This is a genomic window from Micromonospora sp. CA-259024, from assembly GCF_050936255.1.
GTDB lineage: Bacteria > Actinomycetota > Actinomycetes > Mycobacteriales > Micromonosporaceae > Micromonospora.
The window spans coordinates 2,277,273-2,298,566 of the sequence record NZ_JBNJND010000002.1 but is presented as its reverse complement, the minus strand read 5'-3'; the positions used below and the strand labels follow the sequence as shown (position 1 = coordinate 2,298,566).

Here is a 21,294-nt window from a genome sequence, read left to right as displayed (position 1 = left end):
TCAACCAGAACGACGGGGATGTTGCCATGACCGGGCGTACGGAAGTCGACCTGCTGTCCCTAGAGGACTTCCACAAGCACCTGGCCTCGCGGCTGAGCCAGGTCGATACGGTGCTGCGCAAGCTCAACACCGAGATGCAGTGCCGCCCTCCGGCGTTGGGCGCGTTCTTCGACGCCACTGACAAGGCGCAGCGCTACAGCGAGGTCCACCAGTCCTATGTCGTCCAGGCTCAACGGATCCGACAGGCGGTGCTGGCGGCACAGCAGGCGACCGACACGATCCTCACCAACTACCGCACCGCCGAGGCACGGAACGCGGCCAACGCCAGCGATGTCACCGCCGCGCTGAGCGGGGTCGATCGGGCGCTGCAGCCGAAGGAGGACGGGCGTGTCTGAGTACACCCAGCGCTACCAGGGCCGCAGTCACAAGGAGCTGTACGACGGCGTGATGGCCGGCAAGCCGGAGCAGGTCGAGGGCGTGGCCGCCCAGTGGGCTGAGCTGAAGGGAATCCTGGACGGTCTCGGCCGTGAGCTGAGCGGCGACCTTGAGAAGCTCGGCAACACCTGGACGGGCTCGGCAGGGCTGGAGTTTCACCGGCGGCTCAGCCTGATCGTCGCGCACGCCGACGCGTTGGGCGAGGGGATGGCCGGCATCAAGCAGGGGTTGACCATGATGGCCGACCATCTGCGTACCGCCCACAAGCAGGCGGAGAGCCCGGAAGAGACCGATGACAACGACCAGTTGATCAGCGGCGCGATCAAGGGGGCCGCCACCTTCGGTCTGACGGGCGCGGTGGTCGGCGGCTTGATGGGTCACCAGCAGGACAAGGAAGAGCAGGAGAAGGCCCACCAGCGGATGGTGACCGTGGTGGCCGAGTTGGCCAGCGGTTACGAGCTCTCCGCCTACGACCGGGTGGTCGATCCGCCCCTGCCCGACCCGGACACCCCGGACAGCGTCAGCAAGGATTCGACGACCCCGCAGAGTGTCTCGGCCATCGCCAAGGTGAGCGCTGGGCCCACCACCACCGATGGCACCACGCGTAGCGGCGACGCGACCATCGCGACACCCGACCGCGTTGGCCCGCCGCCGGTCACCGGGGACAACTTGATCCCTGGGCACGGTCCCGCGACCGGTGGCACGCCGGCCGTCGCCATCGGCCCGGTCGGTGCTGACGCCTCCGGCGCCACCGGCACCAGTCTCGCTGGCGCGGACCCGCTGATCGGCGGCGCGCTGCTCACTGGTGGCACCGCCGGGCTGGCCGGCCTGGCCGGGCCGACCACGGCGACCGCCGGTGGCGGCACCGGCCCGGGCCTCCTCTACGGGACGCAGGGCGGGGCACCGGCCGGCGGGGTGCTGCGCACCGCCGCGCTCGCCGGTTCGAGCAGCACGCCCACCCCCTCGGCCCGTCCGACCGGTGGGGCGGCCCCGGCTGACAGTCGCTCCGCCAGTGGGATCGGGCGCAGCGTGGACGGCCAGCGCGGCGGGAGCGGCGGCAACGCCCGATCGGGCTCCGGCCGCGGGGCGGGCGGCGGCACCGGTCGGCCCGGGGTGCTCGGTGGGCAGGGTCGACCTCAGGACGACGACTCCGATGAGCGGCTGACCTGGTTGACCGAGGACGAGATGGTGTGGCGGGACGGCGGGGACGCCGCGCCTCCGGTGCTCCGCACTGGCGACTGATTGATCCACGCCGTCGGGCGTCACCACCGGCGGTGCCACACGAACGACGCGCGGTGCCCCCGACCGGACCGATCCGGCCGGGGGCACTGCCTTTCCGGGTGTCGATCGGCGGCGTCCACTGTGCGCATGGTGGTGGCGGTCACGCCGGACCGGGCCGTCGCCGAGCTGCGGCACGCCGGGTCGGGCGATAGGTTGGTCGAGTGTCGTCCGCAGCGCCCCTCCGCCCAGTCCGATGGGCTGTGCTGCGGTCACTGCGGGACCTGACCCGGCTGGCGCTCACCGCGCTGGTGCTCGCGGTCGGCCTCGGCGGCGCCCTCGCCGCGACCCCACCGCCCGTCCCGACGCAGCTGCGGCCCAGCGCCGTGAGCAGCCGGGTGGCGGCTGTGCACCCCGACGCCGGCCCGGCCATCGAGCGGGCGGCTCAGCCCACTACCGCCCGACCGGTTGACACGGTCGACACCGCCGCGGTGGCCGCTCCGGCCGCTGTGCACCCGGAGCACACTCCGGCCGTCGATCCCGGCCGTGGCACTCCTGCGCGACGCGGCCCTCCTCTCCACTGATCCAGGCTCGGCGACTTCCGGGGCCCGGTCCCGGTTCATCCGTCGCACCGCCCCCAGTCGGCGCCGACGAGATGACCCCGCCACCCGGCGGGCCGTGCCACCGCCGGGCTCCTCTCTGCCACCCGTCGATACCCGCCTTCGACCGCGAGGTGCTGATCATGCAATCCATCTTCTCCACCGTTCTGCCCGACCTGTCCCGGGCCGCCGTCATCTGGCTGAGCCTGCTCGGGGTGGTCGGGGTCGCCTTCTCCGCCCTCCTGCTGCGACCCGGCCGGCTCCGCATCGACCCCGGTGCCCGGATCCGCCGGGCGGCCATGCCGAGCCACCTCGAACAGGCACAGCAGGAGCGGGAGCAGAGCCGCTACGCGCAGGAGGTCGCGGTGGCGGCCGAGCGAGCCACCGCCACCGCTCAGCGCCGCCGGTCGGAGTGGGTGGCCGCGCAGGAGACGGTCGAGGCCGCGTGGCAGGCGTACGAGGCGGCAGAGGCGGCCGTACGGCGTCTTGCCGCCGCAGCCACGATGCCGCTGCCGCACACCGCCCGGACTCCGGCCGAGTACGTGGACCGCGAGCGCTACCTGCACCGTGCCGCGTTGGACGCCTACTGGCGGCGGGAGCTGTCGGTGGAACAGCTCAGCGACGTCTTCGCACACCGCGACGGCTGGGACCCGCGGCTGCACCCGGTCGAGCAGGAGTTGGTGTTGCAGCGGGCGATCCGGGAGAACCTGGCGGCCAAGCACGCCGCCGCCCGCGAGCAGGAGCAGGTTGCCTGGCGGGCGGCCGAGTTGGCCGTGGCGGCGGCCCGCAGTCTGCGCGAGGAGGCCCACGCTGCCACCGGACACCGGGTCGCGGAGTCGGCGTCCGTACTGCCGCTCAGCGAGGTCGCCCGGCCGGCGGTGGAGCAGACCCGGGAAAACACGGTGATCGCCCGCGGTAGGGCGACGGTGCCCGCGTTCTGATCCGTACGGCGTCGGGTGGGTTAGCGTGACGGCATGTCCCGACAGGCGTGGGTCCTCGTGGTGATCGCTGGCATCCTGGCGATCGCCACACTGGTGGGTGCCGTGGTGCTGGCGGTGCGGGTGGTGCGCACGCGGCGCCTGCTGACCGGGCTCGGCGCGGGCGGCAAGGTCGCCTTCTACGGGGCGCTGATCTACACGATCTTTCCGGTCGACGTGCTCCCGGACCCGATCTACCTGGATGACATGGGCGTCCTGGCCGCCGCGCTGATCTACCTCACCCGGCTGGTGCACCAGCGCCGGGCGGCCGGTCGCCAACTGCCCGGCCAGCCGGACGCCCCGCCGGACCCGGACCGGGTACGCCGCCGCGTGCCATGATCGAGGTCGGTTTCGGCGGACAGGGGACGGGCATGGCGGGCGATCATCGGTTGGATGTGCGCGATGAGCGCGTTGCCGCATTCTGCGCGGAACGACACCTCGCGACGCTGACCACGCTGCGCCCCGACGGCACCCCGCACGTCGTTCCGGTCGGTGTCACCCTCGACCCGGCCGCCGGACTGGCCCGGGTCATCACCTCCGGCGCCTCCCGCAAGGCCCGCCAGGTGGCCGCCGCCGGCCCGGCGGGCGCGGCGGTGGCCGTGTGCCACGTGGATGGCCGCCGGTGGCTGACCATCGAGGGCCGTGCCGTGGTCCGGTCGGACCGAACCGCCGTTGCGGAGGCGGAGCGCCGCTACGCCGAGCGGTATCGCGCGCCACGCCCGAATCCGGAGCGGGTGGTCATCGAGATCACCGTGACCCGGCTGCTGGGGAGCCTCTGAGCTGACAGCGGTGTCCGATCTGACCGGTTCGTAACCGGACGGCCGATTGCGGTCCGACCCGGCGGCCCACCCCTGACCGACACGGCGCTCGACCGCGTGTGGTTCTCGGAATCCCACCTCGCCGCCCGCTGTTGCACCCGAGCGCGACGCCGCACCTACAGCAGGTGACGGAATGCGTGCCGGAGCAGGGCCGTTACATCCCCGGTACGCCCACGGCGGCAACCGCCGCTGGTCGTCGCCCCGTGATGAGCCGAGCGCCATTCCCGGTGCTGCCGCCCTCCGCCGGTCGGAGGCGGCCAACCCCCCGAACGGAGACTCGACCATGAACCCGATCATCCAGAAGAGCGGCCTGTCCGTCGTCGGCCTGCTGGTCGCCGGCGGTTGCGCCCTCGGCCCGGCGGTAGCCGCCCAGGCCGCCCCGATGCCGGCTGCACCGACGTCGTCGAGCCAGACCGACCGGTCCGCCGAACGGATCCTCGGCATCGACTACCAGGCCCAGCCGAACTTCTTCTACTGCGGTCCGGCCGCGACCCGGATCGCGTTGTCCGCCCAGGGCAAGGCACTCTCCCAGGACGAGGTGGCCAAGCTGCTCGGCACGACCGAGGCGGGCACGCCCTCGGCCCTGGACACCACGCGGGTGCTCAACGAGCTGACCGGCGGCAAGTACCGGACCATCGAGATCAGCGACTCGGTGGCTCGGCCCGATCAGGTCGAGCAGCTGCGCCGGGACGTGCTGGCCGCGGTGGACGCCGGTCGACCGGTGGTGGCCAACATCAAGGGCACGACCGTGGACACCGACGGCAACCCGCACTCGTACGAGGGCGGCCACTACGTGACCCTGGTCGGCTACCGCGACGGTGGCGACTCCATCCGGGTCGCCGACCCGGCCGACCCGGCGTTGGGCGAGTACTGGGTGAGCCTGCCGAAGGTCGCGAACTGGATCGCCGAGCGCGGTTACTCCGCCTGAGCCTGATGGTTCACCGGGCCGGTCTCCCTTCCGGGGAGGCCGGCCCGTTTGCCATGCGCATCCGGGCGGCGAGGTGCGCGCGTCGACGAGCCCGGACGGCCCGCGTCGGCCGGGCGCGGTGCAGCTGCCGCCGGACCATCGGGTGGACGGCCGCCTCGCCGGCCCCGGCCGCCCGGCGCACGATCCGGTTGGCGTCGTCGGGGTCGCAGCCCGCTGCCCGGAGAAGGTCACTCGCCGCGGTACGCAGACCGGTGATGAGCGACTCGCCGAACGACTCGACCCCGCTCGCCGCGGCCCGCCCGGCCAACTGGGCGCACTGTTCGACCAGCTGACGGGTGCGCTCGGGGTCGTCACCGACTCGGCACTCCGTACGCATCTCCGCCACCCCGTGACCCAACCGGCCCATCGCGTCCGGCAACTCCCGCGGGATCGGTTCGTCGTACTGCAGTGCGGTCGTCGACCACCGGGCCATGGCGCGGGTGTCCAGCAGCAACCGCTCCAGGTGACCCGCGCTGCGGGCGTACCGGTGGTACTGCTCTCGGCGGTGCCAGCGGACCGGAGCGATCGTCACCACCTCCTCCGCCCCGCTCAGCGCGTCGTGCAACCGGCTCACGTCGCCGTCGGTGGCACGGAGCCGTTCCAGGACACGCATCGTCCGATCGCCGTCGCGCTCCCGCATCGCCTGCGCCAGCTCGGCGAGTTGCTCGCAGATGATCTCGAAGATCGGCGCCGCGGCCCGATCCAGCACTCGCATCGGATTGACCGGCAACAGCAGGGCGACCACCACCAGGCCGACCGCCCCGCCGACGAGCGCGTCGAAGATGCGGGGCACCTCCAGGCCGCGTTCCATCGGGGCCAGCGTGGCGATCAGCACCGCCGTACCGCCGGCCTGACCGACCAGCGGCCCGCCCTTCCCGGCCACCAGCAACGCGGCGGCGATGGCCAGCGCCACCACCACGCCGGTCTGCCACGGGCCCGAGCCGAGAACGAACCGCAGTGTGTCCCCGATGACGATGCCCAGGCCCACGCCGCCCAACAGCTCGAAGGTGCGTCGGGCCCGCTGCCCGATGGCGGTGGCGATCGTACCGACGGCGGCCGCTGGCGCGAAGACGTGCGCTCCGGGGCCGAGCAGGTTCTGGGCGAGCAGGGCGGCGATCGCCGCGGCCAGCCCGGCCTGGATGGAGATCACCAGGGTGACCTCCCACTGCCGGGCGCGAATCCGGCCGGCCTGCCCGCTGCGGCGCCGTACCCGTCGAACCGCCCGGCCGCTCCGCTCGGTGGCCTCGTCGAGCCGCGACTGGTCGCGGTCGTCCGGTGGGCGGGCGTCGGTCATGGCGGCGGTTACCCCGGCGACGGCGGGGCAATCGTGCCGGTACGACCCACCGGCACCACTGACACCCCCGGCACCGGCCGACCCATCGGCGGTCGTAGGTTTGCGCAGCCCCGTGGGGGTACCAGGGCCACACACCTCCCACCGATCATGAAAGAGCTGGGAGTCCGTCGACCCGTCCGACCCTCGCTTCGACGAGTTGGTCGCTCATCTGACCAGCACCGTCCGAGACCACGTGCGGGAGGAGGAGAACGCGAGAAACAGCTGCACTGACGGTGCCGCGTCCGGACAGGGGACTCCCGGGCCGCCGACGACCTCGGCGGCCCGGGAGGCGTCCGGTGCGTCAGCGGACCTGGTCGCCCTCACCGGTGCGCGCCTGCGCCTGATCGACGCCCTTGTCGATCTGGTCGTCGTACTTGCCGCCGGTGCGCTTGTCGGCCATGTCGCCAGCCTTCTCCATACCCTGATCGACCTGCTTGTCATGCTTGTCGGCGAAGTCCTTGGCCTTGTCCATGAAGTCACCCACGGCACTCCTCCTCCAGTCCGGTCGCTCGCCGTTCGCGTTCCCTCGGCCCGACGGTGCAAACGCCGACGACCCGGGTGCGGAGTTGATACAGGTGTCGGCGCACGACCGGCTGGGTACCGACCTCGCCGAGATCGAGGAGGACCGACATGGCGGCAGAGGAACCCGGAGCGACGAGCGGCGACCCCGGGCCGCGCCAGAGTTGGGCCGCGCTGCCCTGGCTGGTCCGGACCGCGGTGTTGTGGAGTGCCTGCCTGGTGGTGATCGTCGCCGGGCTCTATCTGCTGGGCCGGATCGCCGTCCTGCTGGCGCCGCTGGCCATCGCGCTGGCCGCCACCATCTTCCTCACCGCGCTGCTCGACCCGGTGCTTCTCCTGCTGCGCCGGCTGCGACTGCCTGGGGCGTTGGCCGCACTGTGCACCGTGCTGCTGCTGCTCGGCATCCTGGTCGGCGTCGGCGCCCTGGTGTGGAATCTGACCGCCAGCCAGTTCGACCAGCTCAGCCAGGAGCTGACACAGGGGGTTGAGCGCAGCCGGGACTTCGTGACGTCCACGCTGCCGGTCACCGACGCACAGCTTGACCGGCTGGTCGACCAGGCCCGGCAGGGGCTGAGCGGCACCTCGCCGGACCCGGTGGCGGGTGCCCGGACCGCCACCGAGGTGTTCGGCTCCGCGCTGCTCGCCCTGGTGCTGCTCTTCTTCCTCCTGAAGGACGGCCGGTCGATGTGGCACTGGGTGCTGTCGCGGGTGTCCGGCCCGAACCAACCCGTGCTGGCCGAGGCAGGCCGGGCCGGTTGGCAGACGTTGGGTGCGTACAGCCGGGGCACCATGGTGATCGCCGCGATCGACGCGATCGGCATCGGTCTCGCTCTGGTGGTTCTGCGGGTGCCGCTCGCCCTACCGCTGGCGCTGATCACCTTTCTCGGCGGTTTCGTGCCGATCATCGGGGCGACGGTGGCCGGCGCGGTGGCGGTGCTGGTGGCACTGGCCGCGAACGGCCCCACCACCGCACTGCTCACCCTCGCCGCGGTGATCGCCGTGCAGCAGATCGAGGGCAACCTGCTGGAGCCGCTGATCATGAAGCGGCAGGTCCGACTGCACCCGGCGGTGATCCTGGTAGCGGTCACCGCGGGGACGCTGATCGCGGGCATCGCTGGCGCCTTCGTCAGCGTCCCGATCACCGCCGTCCTCTGGCGCGTCATCGACACCGTCCAACAGCGTCGCTCCACGTCAACCCTCATGCCGGCAGACTGATCATCGGCTGAGGTGGGTGGTGAACCAGGTACCCGCGTGGTCGGCGACCTGTTCAAGGGTGCCGGGCTCCTCGAAGAGATGAGTGGCGCCGGGGACGATCCGCAGCTCGCCGACCTCCCCCAACTCGGCCAGCGCCCGCTCGTTGAGCGTGATCACTTCCTCGTCCAGGCCGCCGACCAGCAGCAGCGTCGGGGTACGCACCTGGGCCAGCGCGTCTCCGGCGAGGTCCGGCCGACCGCCCCGGCTGACCACGGCGCCCACCCGATTGGCGCGGGACGACGCCGCGACCAGGGCGGCGGCGGCACCCGTGCTGGCCCCGAACAGACCGATCGGTACGTCACCGGCGGGCCGCTCGACCGCCAACCAGTCGACGATCCCGGCCAGCCGGCTGGCCAGTAGCCCGATGTCGAACCGCAGTTCGGCGGTGCGTGCGTCCACCTCGTCCTCGGTCGGAGTGAGCAGGTCCACGAGCACCGTGCCGAGCCCTCGACCGTTGAGCGTACGAGCCACCGCCACGTTGCGCGGGCTGTGCCGGGAGCTGCCGCTGCCGTGCGCGAAGAGCACCACGCCGACCGGCTGAGCGGGCAGCATCAGGTCGGCGGGGAGTTGAGCGTCCCCGACCGGGATGGTCACCGTGCTGCTCTGCTCGTCCATGCCCCACCTCCGTGTGCTCGGCTGCGACCCGGGTACCCCGCCCGCCGCACCGCACGCACCGAGCGGCATCGCTGACGGTCGCGTTTGTCGGGAGGGCCGTCGGGTACGCGACGAGCGACCGCAGACCGTGTCGGCGCAACCGCGCCCCGACGGATCGCGAGGATCGTCATGGCCAAGCAGCAGATTTCCCGGCAGCAGGAGTTGACCGAGCGGACCCGGCGTGAACAGGATGCCGAACGCAACCAGGACTTCGGGGACCAGGCCGCGTCGGCCCGGCTGCCCGACGATCCGAAGGCGATGGCGCCCCGGGACGCGATCGGGCGCCCGTCGACCGGCGAGCCGGTCTGACATCCACGCGGGGGGCGGTCGGGGCGGGAGCACTCCCGCCCCGACCGTCACTGTTCGCGCTCGGGCAACCGCAGCAGCGGTGACCTGCCTGGTGGCTGCTCGGGCGGAGGGCCGGACGGCTCGGCCGGCGGCACCGGCACCGTCACCGGCTCGTCGCAGGTCACCCGCAGCACCTGGTCATGGTGGCGCAGTTCCACCACATCGTCCGGGCCGCCGTGGCGGAGCGAGTATGTCGTCTGGTGCGGTCGGACATCCACCCGCAGCGCCAGGCCTCGCCACTGGAGGGAGAACTCCAGGCGGCTGAGTCGGCTGGAGAGCCGGGGCGCGAAGGACAGCTTGCCGTCGTGGTCCCGCAGACCGCCGAGTCCACCGACCAGGGCGAGCCACGCGCCGGCCAACGACGCCATGTGTACGCCGTCCCGGGTGTTCTCGTTGAGGTCGTGCAGGTCCATCAGCGCGGCCTCGCGCAGGTAGGTGTGCGCCAGCTCCGGGTGGCCCACCTCGGCGGCGAGCACCGCCTGGGTGCAGGCCGACAACGACGAGTCGCGTACGGTTCGGCGCTCGTAGTAGAGGAAGTTGCGTACCTTCTGCTCGGGTGTGAACGCGTCCCCCCGCCAGTGCATGGCGAGAACGAGGTCGGCCTGCTTGACCACCTGCTTGCGGTACAGCTCGAAGTACGGGTAGTGCAGCAGCAGTGGATATTTTTCCGCCGGTGTGTGCGTGAAGTCCCATTCCTCGAGGCGGGTGAACCCCTCCACCTGCTGGTGGACGTTGAGCTCCTCGTCGTACGGTACGTGCATGGAGGCGGCGGCGTCCCGCCAACTCGCGGCCTCCTCGTCGGTGACCCCGAGGTGGAACGCCTCGTCCTGGTAGCGCATCACCACGTCGGCGGCGGCCTGCAGGTTCCGCTGCGCCATCAGGTTGGTGTAGATGTTGTCGTTCTTCACGGCGGTGTACTCGTCCGGGCCGGTGACACCGTCGATGTGGAACTGCCCGTGCCGGTCGTGGTGGCCGATCGAGCGCCACAGCCGGGCGGTCTCCACCAGCAACTCCAGCCCGATCTGCCGCTCCAGCTCGGTGTCTCCGGTGACCAACACGTAGCGGCGCATGGCGTCGGCGACGTCGGCGGCGATATGGAAGGCCGCCGTGCCGGCCGGCCAGTATCCGGAGGACTCCGGGCCCTCGATGGTCCGCCAGGGGAAGGCGGCACCCTTGAGGTTGAGCGTCTCGGCACGCTCCCTCGCCGAGTCGAGCGTGCTGTGCCGCCACTGCAGCGCGCTGCGCACGGCGCTCGGCTGGGTGTACGTGAGCACCGGCAGGACGAACATCTCGGTGTCCCAGAATGCGTGCCCGTCGTAACCGGGGCCGGTCAGACCCTTCGCCGAGATCGGCCGCTGCTCGGCCCGGGCACCGGCCTGGAGCACGTGGAAGAGACCGAACCGGACCGCCTGCTGCACCTCCGGGTCGCCCTCGACCAGCACGTCGGCCGCGTCCCAGAACGCGTCGAGGTAGTTGCGCTGCTCCCGGTGGAGCCCGTCCCAGCCGTCGAGCCGGGCGCCAGCCAGCGCCGCGCCCACCTGGTCGCGCAGCGCGGGCAGCGACCGCCGGCTCGACCAGCTGTACGTCAGATACTTGATCACCCGCAGCTTCTGGCCGGGTTCGAGCACGCAGGCGATCGTGGTGCGCACCCAGTCCTGGTATCCCTCGGACTCGATGGTGGTGCGGTCCGGGCCGTGCACCTCGTGCTCCATCGCCGCGGCGACCCGCAGCCCGGAGACCTTGGTGCGGTGGATCAACTGCCCGCCGTCCGGGGTGGTCAGCTCCTCCTCGGCCTGCAACGGCGACTCCAGCACCGCCGCGACCCGCGGATCATTACTCTGCGCGGGCAGCGACTCGTTGGCCACCAACTCGGACTGCACGATCAGCCGCAGGGGGCCGTCGACGGCCTCCACCTCGTAGCTGATGGCGGCGACCGACCGCTGGGTGAACGAGACCAGGCGGGTGCTGCGGACCTTGACCTCCCGGCCGGCGGGCGAGCGCCAGTGCAGCTCCCGGTGCAGGGTCCCGGCCCGCAGGTCGAGGATCCGCTCGTGGGCCAGCAGCTCCCCGTAGCGCACGTCGAGCGGTTCGTCGTCGACGAGCAGGCGGATCAGTTTGCCGTTGGTGACGTTGACGATGGTCTGGCCGGACTCGGGAAAACCGTAGCCGGCCTCCGCGTAGGGCAGTGGGCGCAGCTCGTAGAACGAGTTGAGGTACGTGCCGGGCAGGCCGTGCGGCTCACCCTCGTCGAGGTTGCCCCGTAGCCCCACGTGCCCGTTGGAGAGCGCGAAGACCGACTCCGACTGGGCCAGCACGTCCATGTCCAGCCGGGTCTCCCGGATGTGCCACGGCTCGACCGGATAGGCCCGCTCCCTGATCACGCGGAACCCCGTTCGCCGGTCGGGTGGGCGGCAGCGTCGCGCGCCGGCGGATCGGCCGCGTCGAGCAAATCGGCGAGATCCTTGACGACGGTGTCGGCGCCGTGCGCGAGCAACTCGTCGGCCTGCCCGACGCGGTCGACGCCGACCACGTAACCGAAGCCACCGGCACGGCCGGCGGCCACCCCGGAGAGCGCGTCCTCGAAGACGGCGGCTTGCGTCGGGTCGACGCCGAGCAGCCTGGCCCCGGCGAGGAAGGTGTCCGGGTGCGGCTTGCCGCGCAGCCCCTGAGCCCGCGCGACCAGCCCGTCCACTCGGGCCTGAAGGAGTGACTCCAGCGCGGCCGCGGCGACCACCTCGCCCCCGTTGGCGCTCGCGGTCACCACGGCTCGGCGCAGCCCGGCGGCGGTGGCCGCCTTCAGGTAGCGCACCGAGCCCGGGTAGACGTCGACGCCGGATGCGCGCAGCCGCTGCAGCAGCAGGACGTTCTTGCGGTTGCCCACGCCGTTGACGGTGTCGGCGTCCGGCGGGTCGTCCGGGCTGCCCTCGGGCAGCACGATTCCGCGCGAGGCGAGGAACGATCGGACCCCGTCAGCGCGGGGCCGGCCGTCGACGTAGCGGTTGTAGTCCGGGCCGGGATCGAACGGTTGGAACGGTTCGCCGGAGGCTGTCGCGCGCTGCCGGAGAAACTCGTCGAACGTCTGCGTCCAAGCGGCGTTGTGCACTCGGGCGGTCTGCGTCAGCACACCGTCCAGATCGAAGAGACAGGCGGTCACATGAGCAGGTAGGCCCAGCACGGTACGAATCTATCCACCCCGCTGGGCCGACAAACACGTTTCCGCCCGCCCCGGCGTGTTCAGTTCGGTCGCAGCGTCCAAACGACGGTCATCGCCGAGGTGGGCGTGCCGTCCTCGGTCGCGATCTCCACCTCGACGGGGAATTCCGGCCGCCGGCCGGACTCCAGCTCCTCGATCACCTCGAGAGCCGGTCGGCCGAGCCGTGCGGTGGCCAGCACCGGGCCCATGGCGAGCTTGCGGTAGGCGATCTCGGCCCGGACGGCGAGCGGCACGGCCCGGTCGAGCAGCTGCCCGAAGGCAGCCAGCACGACCGCGCCGGAGGCCGTCTCGCCGAGGGTGAACATGGCGCCGGCGTGTGGCCCGCCGACGTGGTTGTGGGTGGCCGGCGAGTCGGGCAGCCGGACGACCGCCCGCACCCCGCCCTCGGCCTCGGGTGCCACCTCGACGAATTCGAAGCCGAGCGTACGGGCGAACGGCACCGCTTCCAGCATGCCGGCCGCCACCTGGCGGGAGTCGATGGTCATGGCCTGACGTTACTAGCCGGTAACCAGCCGGGCAACCAGGCGATTCGCCGGTTCCGGCCGAGCCTCAGAGGTTGGCGATGGTCCGCAGGATCGCTGCGTAGAAGTTGCCGTCGATGCTGCGGAAGAAGGAGAAATCCTGGCCCGGGTCACCGAAGAACGGGCGCAGTGTCCAGGCCAACTGGGTGCCGACGAAACCGAAGAGCAGGATCCAGATGTAGAGCAGGGTCATGCTGGCCGGCCGCTGACTCGGCTCGCCGCGCCGGACCGGCGGATTGGCCCACGGGCGGTGTGGCGCCGGGTAGCCGGGCGGCAGCATGCCGGGCGGGAACGCGGTCCCGGCCGGCTGCCCGCTCCACTGGGCCGGGACCTGCGCCGGAGTCTGCGCGGCGACCGCGGCGCCGTTCGAGGTCGACTCGGCCACCGCCGCTCCGGCTGGCACGGCGACCGGCACGGCTCCCTGGTCCGCGCCCGGCGCGGCAACCGGCACCGAACCGGCCGGCACGGCAACCGGCGCGGGCTGGGCCGGGGCCGGGATGTCGGCGGCCGCCGGGGCGGTGCCGTGGTCGTTGAGCACCTGCATCCCGCCGGTCAGGAAGCGGAGCCCGACCAGCGCCGACATGGTCAGGATCGCCACGTTGAGCAGCTTGAAGAACTGGTAGTCGTCGGCGGTGATCAGGAAGAAGAGACTGATCGGCGCGAACGCCACCGCGAGCATCGAGGTGACCGTGATCGCCACCATCACCAGCGCCAAGGACTGGCGCACCGAGAGCCGGGCACCGAAGACCAGATTGAACAGGTAGAGCGTCGGCAGGCAGATCGCCAGCGTGACCAGGAACAGCAGCGGCAGCTTGAGCGCCGAGGTCAACGCCATCAGCGGGCTGTGGAAGAAACCCAGCACCGCCCCGTAACAGGCCAGTGCGACCGCGGAGCTGGCCAGCATCCGCCCGGTCAGTACGTTGAGGTCACGCTCGGCCACGATCTGCTGCCAGATGCCCTCGCGATCCCGCAGGATGCGCTCGATGACGAGTGGGCTGGGACGGTCACCCGACACGGGTGCACCCCTCTCAGTGGTCTTTCACGATGGATGGGTGCGCAGACGGTAGGGCACCGGGTGGCAGGTCCGCCACCCCGCTCCGGTGGGTCGTCAACGCCAACCCACGTCGATCCGGGCGCCGCGCTCGTCGAAGAAGTGCAGCGCGTCCATCCGGACCGAGACGGCGAGCGGGTGGCCAGCGGTGACCGCCGGGTACGGTGCCAGCCGCACCGCCAGCTCCGCCGGGCGGCGATGGTGTCGGCCCGGGTCCGGGAGCACGCTGGTCCGGGTGCTACCAACCGGTGCGTCCTGCGCCTCCACCGGCTTGCCGGTGAGTCGCTGCATCACCGACCCGAACCGACGCAGGCCGCGCTGGCCCACCGGTGGCGGGTCCAGCGGCGCACCCATCTCGTCGACCACGATCGCGGTCGCGCCGATGTCGAGGAACGCCAGCGACTCGTGCCCGTGGTGCTCCAGGTAGCGGATCCGCCCGCGCAGCACGTCGCCAGGGGTGTCCGGGGAGACGGGGGTGAGCGCCTCGGCCCGCATGCCGACCACGATCCGCTCACCGTGGTAGTGCGCCACCGCCCGGCTGCGGATGTCGTTCCAGGGCAGGTAGAGCGACTGGTCACCGAGATTGAGCGTGACGTACCGGTCGAGGTGGACGTAGACCGACGCCTCCAGCAGGTTCATCCGCGGGCTGCCCAGGAAGGCTGCCACGTAGAGCGTCGCCGGCCGACCGTACACCTGGGTGGGTGTGCCCACGTCCTGGAGCACGCCGCGGCGCATGATGGCCACCCGGTCGGCCATGGTGAGCGCCTCGGCCTGGTCGTGGGTGACGTAGACGGTGGTGACGCCCAGCTCGCGGGTCAGGCCCGAGATCTCCGCGCGCAGCTCGGCGCGGAGGCCGCTGTCCAGATTGGACAGCGGCTCGTCCATGAGGAACAGGCCGGGCCGGCGGACGATCGCCCGGCCCATCGCCACCCGCTGCCGCTGCCCACCGGAGAGCTGACCAGGCTTGCGCGCCAGCACGTCGCCGATGCCCAACGCGCTGGCCACGTCGCTGACCCGCTCGCCGCGTGGCGCCGGCTCCACCCCGGCCAGCCGCAGCGGAAAGGCGATGTTGTCGCCGACGGTCATGTGCGGGTAGAGCGCGAAGTCCTGGAAGACCATGGCAATCTTGCGGTCGCGTGGGGGCAGGTCGTTCGCCATCTCCCCGTCGAGCATGACCGCGCCATGGGTGGGATCCTCCAACCCGGCGATCATCCGCAGCACGGTGGACTTGCCGCAGCCGGACGGCCCGAGCAGCACCATGAACTCGCCATCGTTGACGTCAAGGTTGATGCTGTCGACGGCGAGCGTGCCGTCCCTGAAGATCTTGGACACATCCTTGAGCGTGACGGTGCTCACCGTCGCCTCCCCAGCTCGTCGGCCGAACCCCACAAGACTGTGACCAGGATCATTGGATCAGCACATCGGGTAAACGTCTTATGTTCGGCACATGACGCTGCTATTACACGACAGAAGGGCGACGCACGACGTGATCAGCAGCGCGACGACCGCTCGCCCGGCTCCCCCAGGAACACCTGGCGCACCACCCGCTCGGCCGCACGCCCGTCGTCCAGTGTGGAGAACCGGCCCCGGAAACGCTCGCGGGCCTTGGTCGCCGTGTCCGACCGCACCGCGTCGGTACGGAACACGTCAAGCAGATCGGCGAAGGTGGTCGCCACCGCGCCCGGCGGCTCGGCCGTGACGTCGAAGTAGACCCCCCGGGCCAGCCGGTACGCCTCCCAGTCCGGGGCGTAGAGCACGATCGGCCGGTCCAGCACCGCATAGTCGAACATCGCCGACGAGTAGTCGGTGACCAGGACGTCGGCCACCAGGTAGAGATCCTCCACCCGCTGGTGACCGCTGACATCGCGAACCCGCTCCCAGTCCAGCGGGCGGCCGGGCCGGCGGTCACGGTCGTGGAAGTAGTGGCTGCGCATCAGCAGCCGGCCCGACTCACCCAGCGCCCGCACGAACCGGTCCGGGTCGAACGGCGGCCGGTAGCCGGGCAGGTGCTCGCGGTGCGTCGGGGCGTACAGCACGACCTGCTCGTCGGGACCGACGCCGAACTCCGCGCGAAGCCGGCGCACCTCGTCCGGGCCGGCTGTGACCAGGCGGTCGTTCCGCGGGTAGCCCACCTCCAGGGTCGTGTACGTGGCTGGGTACGCCCGGTCCCACATCTGGGTGGAGAAGCTGTTCGCGCTGACGCTGTAGTCCCAGCGGTCCACCCGGCGCAGCAGCCCGGCGAAGTCCATCCGCCCGGCCCCGATCGGGTAGCGCTGCTGGTCCAGCCCCATCACCTTGACCGGTGTGCCGTGGTGGGTCTGCAGGTGCACCTGTTCCGGCCGCTTGCGGACGAAGTCCGGAAAGTTGACGTTGTTGATCAGCCACCGGGCGCGGGCGAGAACCCGGTAGTACGCCGGGGTGCCGGCGACCACGTACTCCACCCCGTCCGGCACGGTCTCCACCCGGTCCCGGCGCACGATCCACACCCCACGCACGCCCGGCGCCAACCGGCGGGCGACCTCGTAGATCGCCGCCGGGTTGCAGGAGTACCCCCGGTACCAGTAGGCGGCGTACACCGCGAGCGTCGGATCGATCGGCCGGCGCAACTCCGCCCGGTAGTACTCGCGCAGCAGGCCGTCGCGGGTCAGCCGGGCACCACGTCGAGCGACCGGACCGACCCGCCGCCGGGCGGTGCGGGCCTGCCGGCGGGCAACGTCGCGAGCCCGGCTGGCGGTCCGCAACGCGCTGAACGTACGCCAACGGCCAGAAGCGACGAGCCGGTGTTTGATTCCCTCCACCCCGTCCGGCACCGGGTAGCCGCCGGGCGGCAGCCAGCGTTCGTAGTCGGCGGTGATCTGCGCGAAGAACGCCGGTCGCAGCTCCGGGGCGATCCGCTGGCCGTTGCCGAGCACGGTCAGGTAGTGCCAGATCATCCGCTCGAAGACCGCCGACCGCAGACCATCGGTCGTCGGCGCCCACGAATCCATCAGGTGGAAGACCCGGTGCCACTGTGGGAAGACCTCGAAATGCCGGTCACCCCGGGTCCGGGTGATCGCGCCGGCGCGGCGTTGCCGGTAGTTGACGCAGACCTGATCCAGTACGCCGATCCGCTGCGCCGCCATCAGCACCGGGTAGCTGAACGAGACGTCCTCGTACCAGCCGGGCGCGAAGCGCAGCCCCAGGTCGACCAGGAACTCCCGGCGGACCAACCGGTTCCACGCCGTGTGCAGCAGGTGCATCGCCTCCGGCCGGTCCCGCAGCCGGAAGGTGCCCGCGCCCGGCGACTCCGGGAACACCTCGGCCATCGCGCTGCGGGTGACGGTGTCGTTCCAGTGCGCCCGGACGTGGTCGACCAGCAGCACGTCGGGGCTGGTGGCCCGCAGCCGCTCGGCGACCTCCGGCAGGCAATCCGGCACCAGCCAGTCGTCACCGTCGAGGAACCACACGTACTCACCGACGGCCCGGTCCAGCCCGATGTTGCGGGCTGGACCGAGGCCGACGTTCTCCGGCAGCCGGACCGAGCGGACCCGCTGGTCGCGGGCCGCGTACTCGTCGATGATGTCGCCGCTGGCGTCCGGCGAGCAGTCGTCGACGGCGATCACCTCGATGTCGGTCACCGGCTGACCGAGGATGGAGTCCAGGCATTCGCGCAGGTATCCCTGCACCCGGAAGGCCGGCACCACGAAACTGATCAGGGTCATCCGGCCGTCCCTCCGTCAGCGCGGCGCGGCACCTCCAGCGCCCGCCGGCGCGACCGACGCCCGCGCGCTACGGGCCGGTCGGACGAACCAGGCCAGGACGACGCTCACCACGAAAACCACGAGAAGGTACGCACCGAGTGTAGCCAGCCCGATACCCGCGATGCTGGCAATCGCCGCGAGGGCGAGCAGCACCGAGCGCCCCTCCCAGCCCAGGGTGGCCGCGTGCAGAGGTGGTGCCGCCTGCCGTTTCTCCAGCCGGGCGGTCAGGTCGTAGTGGTGCACGGTGAGCACGAAGACGTACCCGAAGATCAGCCAACCCGGCGCCTCACCGACCACCCCGACCGCGATGGCGAACAGGTACTCGGCGGCCCGCAACGCCGCGGGCACCAGCCAGTCCAGCGGACCGTTGTGCGCCGCCCCGGCCCCCAGACCGCCGACCAGCAACACCAGCAGCGCCACCGGTACCGCCCAGCGCGGCCCCTCCGGCGCGTCACCCAGCAGCGCGGCGACCAGCAGCACCGCCGGGCCGAGCGCGGCGATGACCGCCAGGGTGAGCGGCCCCATCGGGCGGAGCACCGGCAGCCAGCGGGCCAACGGCCCGTCGTCGCGGTGCAGGGTGGCATCGACCGTGTCCAGCACCGGCACCCACATCCAGCGGGCCCGCAGCGTCCGCAGAGCCCCGGTGTACGCGAACGCCAGCACACCCCAGACCAGCACCGCGATCAGGCTGACCAGCGGGTTGAACAGCGCCACGGTCACCGCGATCAGCGCCCACCGCTCACCGATCGGGAAGACGACGGTCCGCTTCAGCCAGTACGACACCGAACCGGTGTCCGCCTGCACCCGGGTCGACGCCGCGTTGAGCCGGTCACCGATCCCGCCACTGGCACCCGTCGCCGTGCGCGGTCGACGGGCCGCCTCGTCGTGCAGCACCCCGTACCAGGTGTCGGTCATGTGCCGGACGGTCTGCAACGTCATCGCGGCGATCGCGAGCGCCCAACCGTTGCCCAGCCCGGCGTGGCTCACCCCGAAGCCCAGACCGGCGTAGACCAGGTACTCCTTGGCCCGGTCCGCCATCGTGTCCAGCCAGCCACCCCAGGCGCTGAAGTGCCGGGTGTAGCGCGCCAACTGGCCATCCACGCAGTCCAGCACGAAGCCGAGATAGAGCAGCACCGCACCGCTGACCAGCGCGGGTCGCCCGCCGACCCCGAACAGCACCGCCGCGGCCAGCGCGAAGAGCACCGAGATCACCGTCACCCCGGTCGGCGTGAGCCGAAGCCGGGCCGCCAGCCGCACCACGTACGGCGACCAGGTGCTGACGAGGTAGGTGGAGAAGAAGTCGTCCTTCTCCTTCACCGACAGCCGCAACTCGGCCCGGTCCTCGTCGACCGCGGTCACCGCCGCCTCGGCGGCGGTCAGCCCGGCCGCGTCCTCGGCCCGGTGCGCGACGAGCAGGCGTACCCGCTGGGCGAAGATCAGGGTGCCGAGCGCCGCGAGACCCGCGAAGAGCCGGTCCACGGCGGACCCGGGGCCACCGGCCGCGACCGACCCGCCGGGCCCACCCTCGACGGCCGGTGCCAGCGGTGCCACGTCGCCGACCGGGCCGACGGGAGTCGCGATGGGCAGCAAGCCGGACGCGGCGGCCCGGGCGGCGGCGGCGAGGGTGGGCAGGTCGTCCACGCCGACCCGCAGCGCCCCGCCGAACACGCCGGTGGCGTCCCCGTCGAGAGCGTCCACCGAGCCGGCGTCGACCACCTGGCCCCGCTCCTCCCGCACGGCGGTCCGCCCGGGCACCGGCGGGTCGCCGAGCACCAACGCCACCGTGGGCCCGACCGGGCTGGTGGCGAGATGCCGCAGTACGGCGGTGTGCGCGACCAGGTCGGTGCCGGTGATCAGCACGGGAGTGGAGGCGTTGTCGACCAGCGCGCTCAGCTCGTCGAGGTTGGCGGCGAAGCGCACCTCGTCCGCACCGGCCCGACGCAACTGGTCGGCCAGCCGGTCGGCCAGTGGCTCGCCGGTCGCGGTGGTCAGGCCCGCCGCGGGCGTCCCGGCGGCGAGCACGATCGCGAGCGTCACCGTGCGACCGCGGCGTGGTACGCGTCCAGCGCCTCGGCGATCGTGCCGTCGAGCGTCAACCGGCCCGCGTCGAGGTACAACCCCCGACGGCAGAACCGGGTCAGGTCCTTTTCGTTGTGTGACACCAGCACCAGCGTGCGCCCCTCCCCGAGCAGACGATCAATCGTCGCGTAACACTTCTTGCGGAACTCCGCGTCTCCGACCGCGGTCACCTCGTCCATCAGCAGGATCGGATGCGGCAGGTGCGAGATGATCGCGAAGCCGAGCCGCACCTTCATTCCCGACGAGTAGTGCCGCACCGACGTGTCGATGGCCCGCTCCACCTGCTCACCGGCGAACTCGACGATCTCGTCGAAGTGCCGCTTCAGGTAGCTCGCCGACAGCCCGTGCAACCCACCGACCAGGTGCAGGTTCTCCCGCCCGGTCAGGTCGTTGGAGAAGCCGGCGGACAACTCCAGCAGCGGGGCCACCGCTCCGTGCACCCGGATGCTGCCCTCGTCCGGGATGAGCACCCCGGCGATCAACCGCAGCAGCGTGCTCTTGCCGGTGCCGTTGCGGCCGATCACCCCGACGGTCTCGCCCGGCTCGACGGTGAACGACACGTCGCGTAGCGGCCAGAACTGGCCAGGCAGGGCACCGCGTCCGCCCCGGTGGATGAACAACTCCCGCAGCCGCAGTTGCCGGCGACGGTTACGGACGAACCGGATGCCCAGACCGTCGGCCTCGATGATCGGCGGGGCCACGTCAGAGCTCCTTGAGCACGGCGGGTTCCAACCGGCGGAACGACCACCAGCCGGCGGCCAGCACCAGCAGGCTGCCCACGACCGTCGTGGCGAGCAGCCGGGCGTCCGGGAACTCGTCCGGGTACCAGATCGCGTGATGCAGCTGGAAGATCCCGACCAGCGGATTCAGCTCGTAGACCACCTTCAGCCACCCGGGCAGGCCGGACTCCCGGACCAGACTGAGCGGATAGATGATCGGCGTGGCGTAGAAGAGCACCCGGATGATCAGCCGCATGAACCGCTCCACGTCGCGCATCAGCACGTTCCACGCGGACAGCAGCAGGGCGAGCCCGGTCAACAGGACGGCCTGGACAGCCACCGCGAGCGGCAGCGAGAGCAGCGACCAACCGGGGTGGATCCGGCCGTGCACCGCGTAGATCACCGCGATGGCGATCAGGATCGGCAGGCCGGCCGCGTACTCGGCGAAGCGGCCGGTGACCCGGCCGATCGGGAAGACCTGACGCGGCACGTTCATCGTGGTGATCAACCGGGACTGGCCGGTCAGCGCGTTCGTCGCCTCGCTCAGCGCCGAACTGGTCCACATCCAGGCGAAGATCCCGGTGATCAGGAACAGCGGGTACGACCCGGCCGCCTCGCCGAGATGCCGACCAGTGTCCCGGGAGTAGAGCACCCCGAACACGAACCAGTAGATGGCGCCCATGCCGAGCGGCTCGATCAACGACCAGAAGTAGCCCAGCACCGACTGCTGGTACTTGACCGCCAGGTCCCGCCTGACCAGGATGCGCAGCGAGTTGCGGTGCGACCACAACGCCGCGACGCCAGAGGTCACCGCAGCCTCCCGCCTCCTGAAACGGACGACAGGTTAG

Annotated in this window: 21 protein-coding genes; 9 read left to right on the top strand and 12 right to left on the bottom strand. The window is 71.6% G+C overall.

Annotation, left to right across the window (positions count from 1 at the left end):
- Window positions 1–26 precede the first annotated feature (26 nt).
- From ACQEUX_RS30220 to ACQEUX_RS30190, 7 genes are all read left to right on the top strand, one after another.
- Window positions 27–395 (top strand): hypothetical protein, encoded by a 369-nt coding sequence (locus ACQEUX_RS30220; protein WP_433055612.1) that lies wholly within the window; start codon window positions 27–29, stop codon window positions 393–395.
- Complete coding sequence (locus tag ACQEUX_RS30215; RefSeq protein WP_433055609.1) at window positions 388–1,677, top strand: WXG100 family type VII secretion target; 1,290 nt, start codon at window positions 388–390, stop codon at window positions 1,675–1,677. The genes ACQEUX_RS30220 and ACQEUX_RS30215 overlap by 8 nt, the downstream gene beginning before the upstream one ends.
- Window positions 1,678–1,916: 239 nt before the next feature.
- A complete protein-coding gene (locus ACQEUX_RS30210; protein ID WP_433055606.1) occupies window positions 1,917–2,237 on the top strand; it encodes a hypothetical protein in 321 nt (106 codons plus the stop codon).
- Between the two features lie 158 nt (window positions 2,238–2,395).
- On the top strand, window positions 2,396–3,193 hold the full coding sequence (locus ACQEUX_RS30205) for a hypothetical protein (protein ID WP_433055602.1): 798 nt from the start codon (window positions 2,396–2,398) through the stop codon (window positions 3,191–3,193).
- Between the two features lie 33 nt (window positions 3,194–3,226).
- On the top strand, window positions 3,227–3,568 hold the full coding sequence (locus ACQEUX_RS30200; protein WP_433055599.1) for a hypothetical protein: 342 nt from the start codon (window positions 3,227–3,229) through the stop codon (window positions 3,566–3,568).
- Between the two features lie 32 nt (window positions 3,569–3,600).
- Entirely contained in the window at window positions 3,601–4,008 is a 408-nt protein-coding gene (locus ACQEUX_RS30195; protein WP_433055596.1) for a pyridoxamine 5'-phosphate oxidase family protein, read from the top strand.
- Between the two features lie 322 nt (window positions 4,009–4,330).
- The gene (locus ACQEUX_RS30190; RefSeq protein WP_433055593.1) at window positions 4,331–4,975 is read left to right on the top strand and encodes a C39 family peptidase; all 645 of its coding nucleotides are present in this window, start codon (window positions 4,331–4,333) and stop codon (window positions 4,973–4,975) included.
- Window positions 4,976–4,985: 10 nt separating this feature from the next.
- Here the strand turns inward: ACQEUX_RS30190 and ACQEUX_RS30185 are convergent, their stop codons facing one another.
- Together ACQEUX_RS30185 and ACQEUX_RS30180 are read right to left on the bottom strand one after the other, a co-directional pair.
- Complete coding sequence (locus tag ACQEUX_RS30185) at window positions 4,986–6,308, bottom strand: FUSC family protein (protein ID WP_433055590.1); 1,323 nt, start codon at window positions 6,306–6,308, stop codon at window positions 4,986–4,988.
- Between the two features lie 340 nt (window positions 6,309–6,648).
- The gene (locus ACQEUX_RS30180; RefSeq protein ID WP_393394344.1) at window positions 6,649–6,819 is read right to left on the bottom strand and encodes an antitoxin; all 171 of its coding nucleotides are present in this window, start codon (window positions 6,817–6,819) and stop codon (window positions 6,649–6,651) included.
- Window positions 6,820–6,977: 158 nt separating this feature from the next.
- Here ACQEUX_RS30180 and ACQEUX_RS30175 point away from each other — a divergent pair, with 158 nt between their 5' ends.
- The gene (locus tag ACQEUX_RS30175; RefSeq protein ID WP_433055587.1) at window positions 6,978–8,081 is read left to right on the top strand and encodes an AI-2E family transporter; all 1,104 of its coding nucleotides are present in this window, start codon (window positions 6,978–6,980) and stop codon (window positions 8,079–8,081) included.
- On the opposite strand, the gene ACQEUX_RS30170 is transcribed toward ACQEUX_RS30175, so the two are convergent.
- Window positions 8,082–8,735, bottom strand: a complete 654-nt coding sequence (locus ACQEUX_RS30170) for a dienelactone hydrolase family protein (RefSeq protein WP_433055584.1) — start codon at window positions 8,733–8,735, stop codon at window positions 8,082–8,084.
- Window positions 8,736–8,903: 168 nt separating this feature from the next.
- On the opposite strand from ACQEUX_RS30170, the gene ACQEUX_RS30165 reads away from it, so the two are divergent.
- Entirely contained in the window at window positions 8,904–9,083 is a 180-nt protein-coding gene (locus tag ACQEUX_RS30165; RefSeq protein ID WP_433055581.1) for a hypothetical protein, read from the top strand.
- Window positions 9,084–9,130: 47 nt separating this feature from the next.
- Here the strand turns inward: ACQEUX_RS30165 and ACQEUX_RS30160 are convergent, their stop codons facing one another.
- From ACQEUX_RS30160 to ACQEUX_RS30120, 9 genes are all read right to left on the bottom strand, one after another.
- A complete protein-coding gene (locus tag ACQEUX_RS30160) occupies window positions 9,131–11,503 on the bottom strand; it encodes a glycoside hydrolase family 65 protein (RefSeq protein WP_433055578.1) in 2,373 nt (790 codons plus the stop codon).
- A complete protein-coding gene (locus ACQEUX_RS30155) occupies window positions 11,500–12,297 on the bottom strand; it encodes a beta-phosphoglucomutase family hydrolase (RefSeq protein ID WP_433055575.1) in 798 nt (265 codons plus the stop codon). The genes ACQEUX_RS30160 and ACQEUX_RS30155 overlap by 4 nt, the downstream gene beginning before the upstream one ends.
- Window positions 12,298–12,356: 59 nt before the next feature.
- Window positions 12,357–12,821 (bottom strand): DUF4442 domain-containing protein, encoded by a 465-nt coding sequence (locus tag ACQEUX_RS30150; RefSeq protein WP_433055572.1) that lies wholly within the window; start codon window positions 12,819–12,821, stop codon window positions 12,357–12,359.
- Window positions 12,822–12,885: 64 nt separating this feature from the next.
- On the bottom strand, window positions 12,886–13,872 hold the full coding sequence (locus ACQEUX_RS30145; protein ID WP_433055569.1) for a hypothetical protein: 987 nt from the start codon (window positions 13,870–13,872) through the stop codon (window positions 12,886–12,888).
- A 93-nt stretch (window positions 13,873–13,965) separates the two neighbouring features.
- Complete coding sequence (locus tag ACQEUX_RS30140) at window positions 13,966–15,264, bottom strand: ABC transporter ATP-binding protein (RefSeq protein ID WP_433055566.1); 1,299 nt, start codon at window positions 15,262–15,264, stop codon at window positions 13,966–13,968.
- Between the two features lie 134 nt (window positions 15,265–15,398).
- Complete coding sequence (locus ACQEUX_RS30135) at window positions 15,399–17,609, bottom strand: bifunctional glycosyltransferase/CDP-glycerol:glycerophosphate glycerophosphotransferase (protein ID WP_433055563.1); 2,211 nt, start codon at window positions 17,607–17,609, stop codon at window positions 15,399–15,401.
- Window positions 17,610–17,624: 15 nt separating this feature from the next.
- Window positions 17,625–19,685, bottom strand: coding sequence for a DUF5941 domain-containing protein (locus tag ACQEUX_RS30130; protein ID WP_433055560.1), 2,061 nt, complete (start codon window positions 19,683–19,685; stop codon window positions 17,625–17,627).
- Complete coding sequence (locus ACQEUX_RS30125; protein WP_433055557.1) at window positions 19,682–20,428, bottom strand: ABC transporter ATP-binding protein; 747 nt, start codon at window positions 20,426–20,428, stop codon at window positions 19,682–19,684. The genes ACQEUX_RS30130 and ACQEUX_RS30125 overlap by 4 nt, the downstream gene beginning before the upstream one ends.
- Window position 20,429: 1 nt before the next feature.
- A complete protein-coding gene (locus tag ACQEUX_RS30120; RefSeq protein WP_433055554.1) occupies window positions 20,430–21,257 on the bottom strand; it encodes an ABC transporter permease in 828 nt (275 codons plus the stop codon).
- Window positions 21,258–21,294 lie beyond the last annotated feature (37 nt).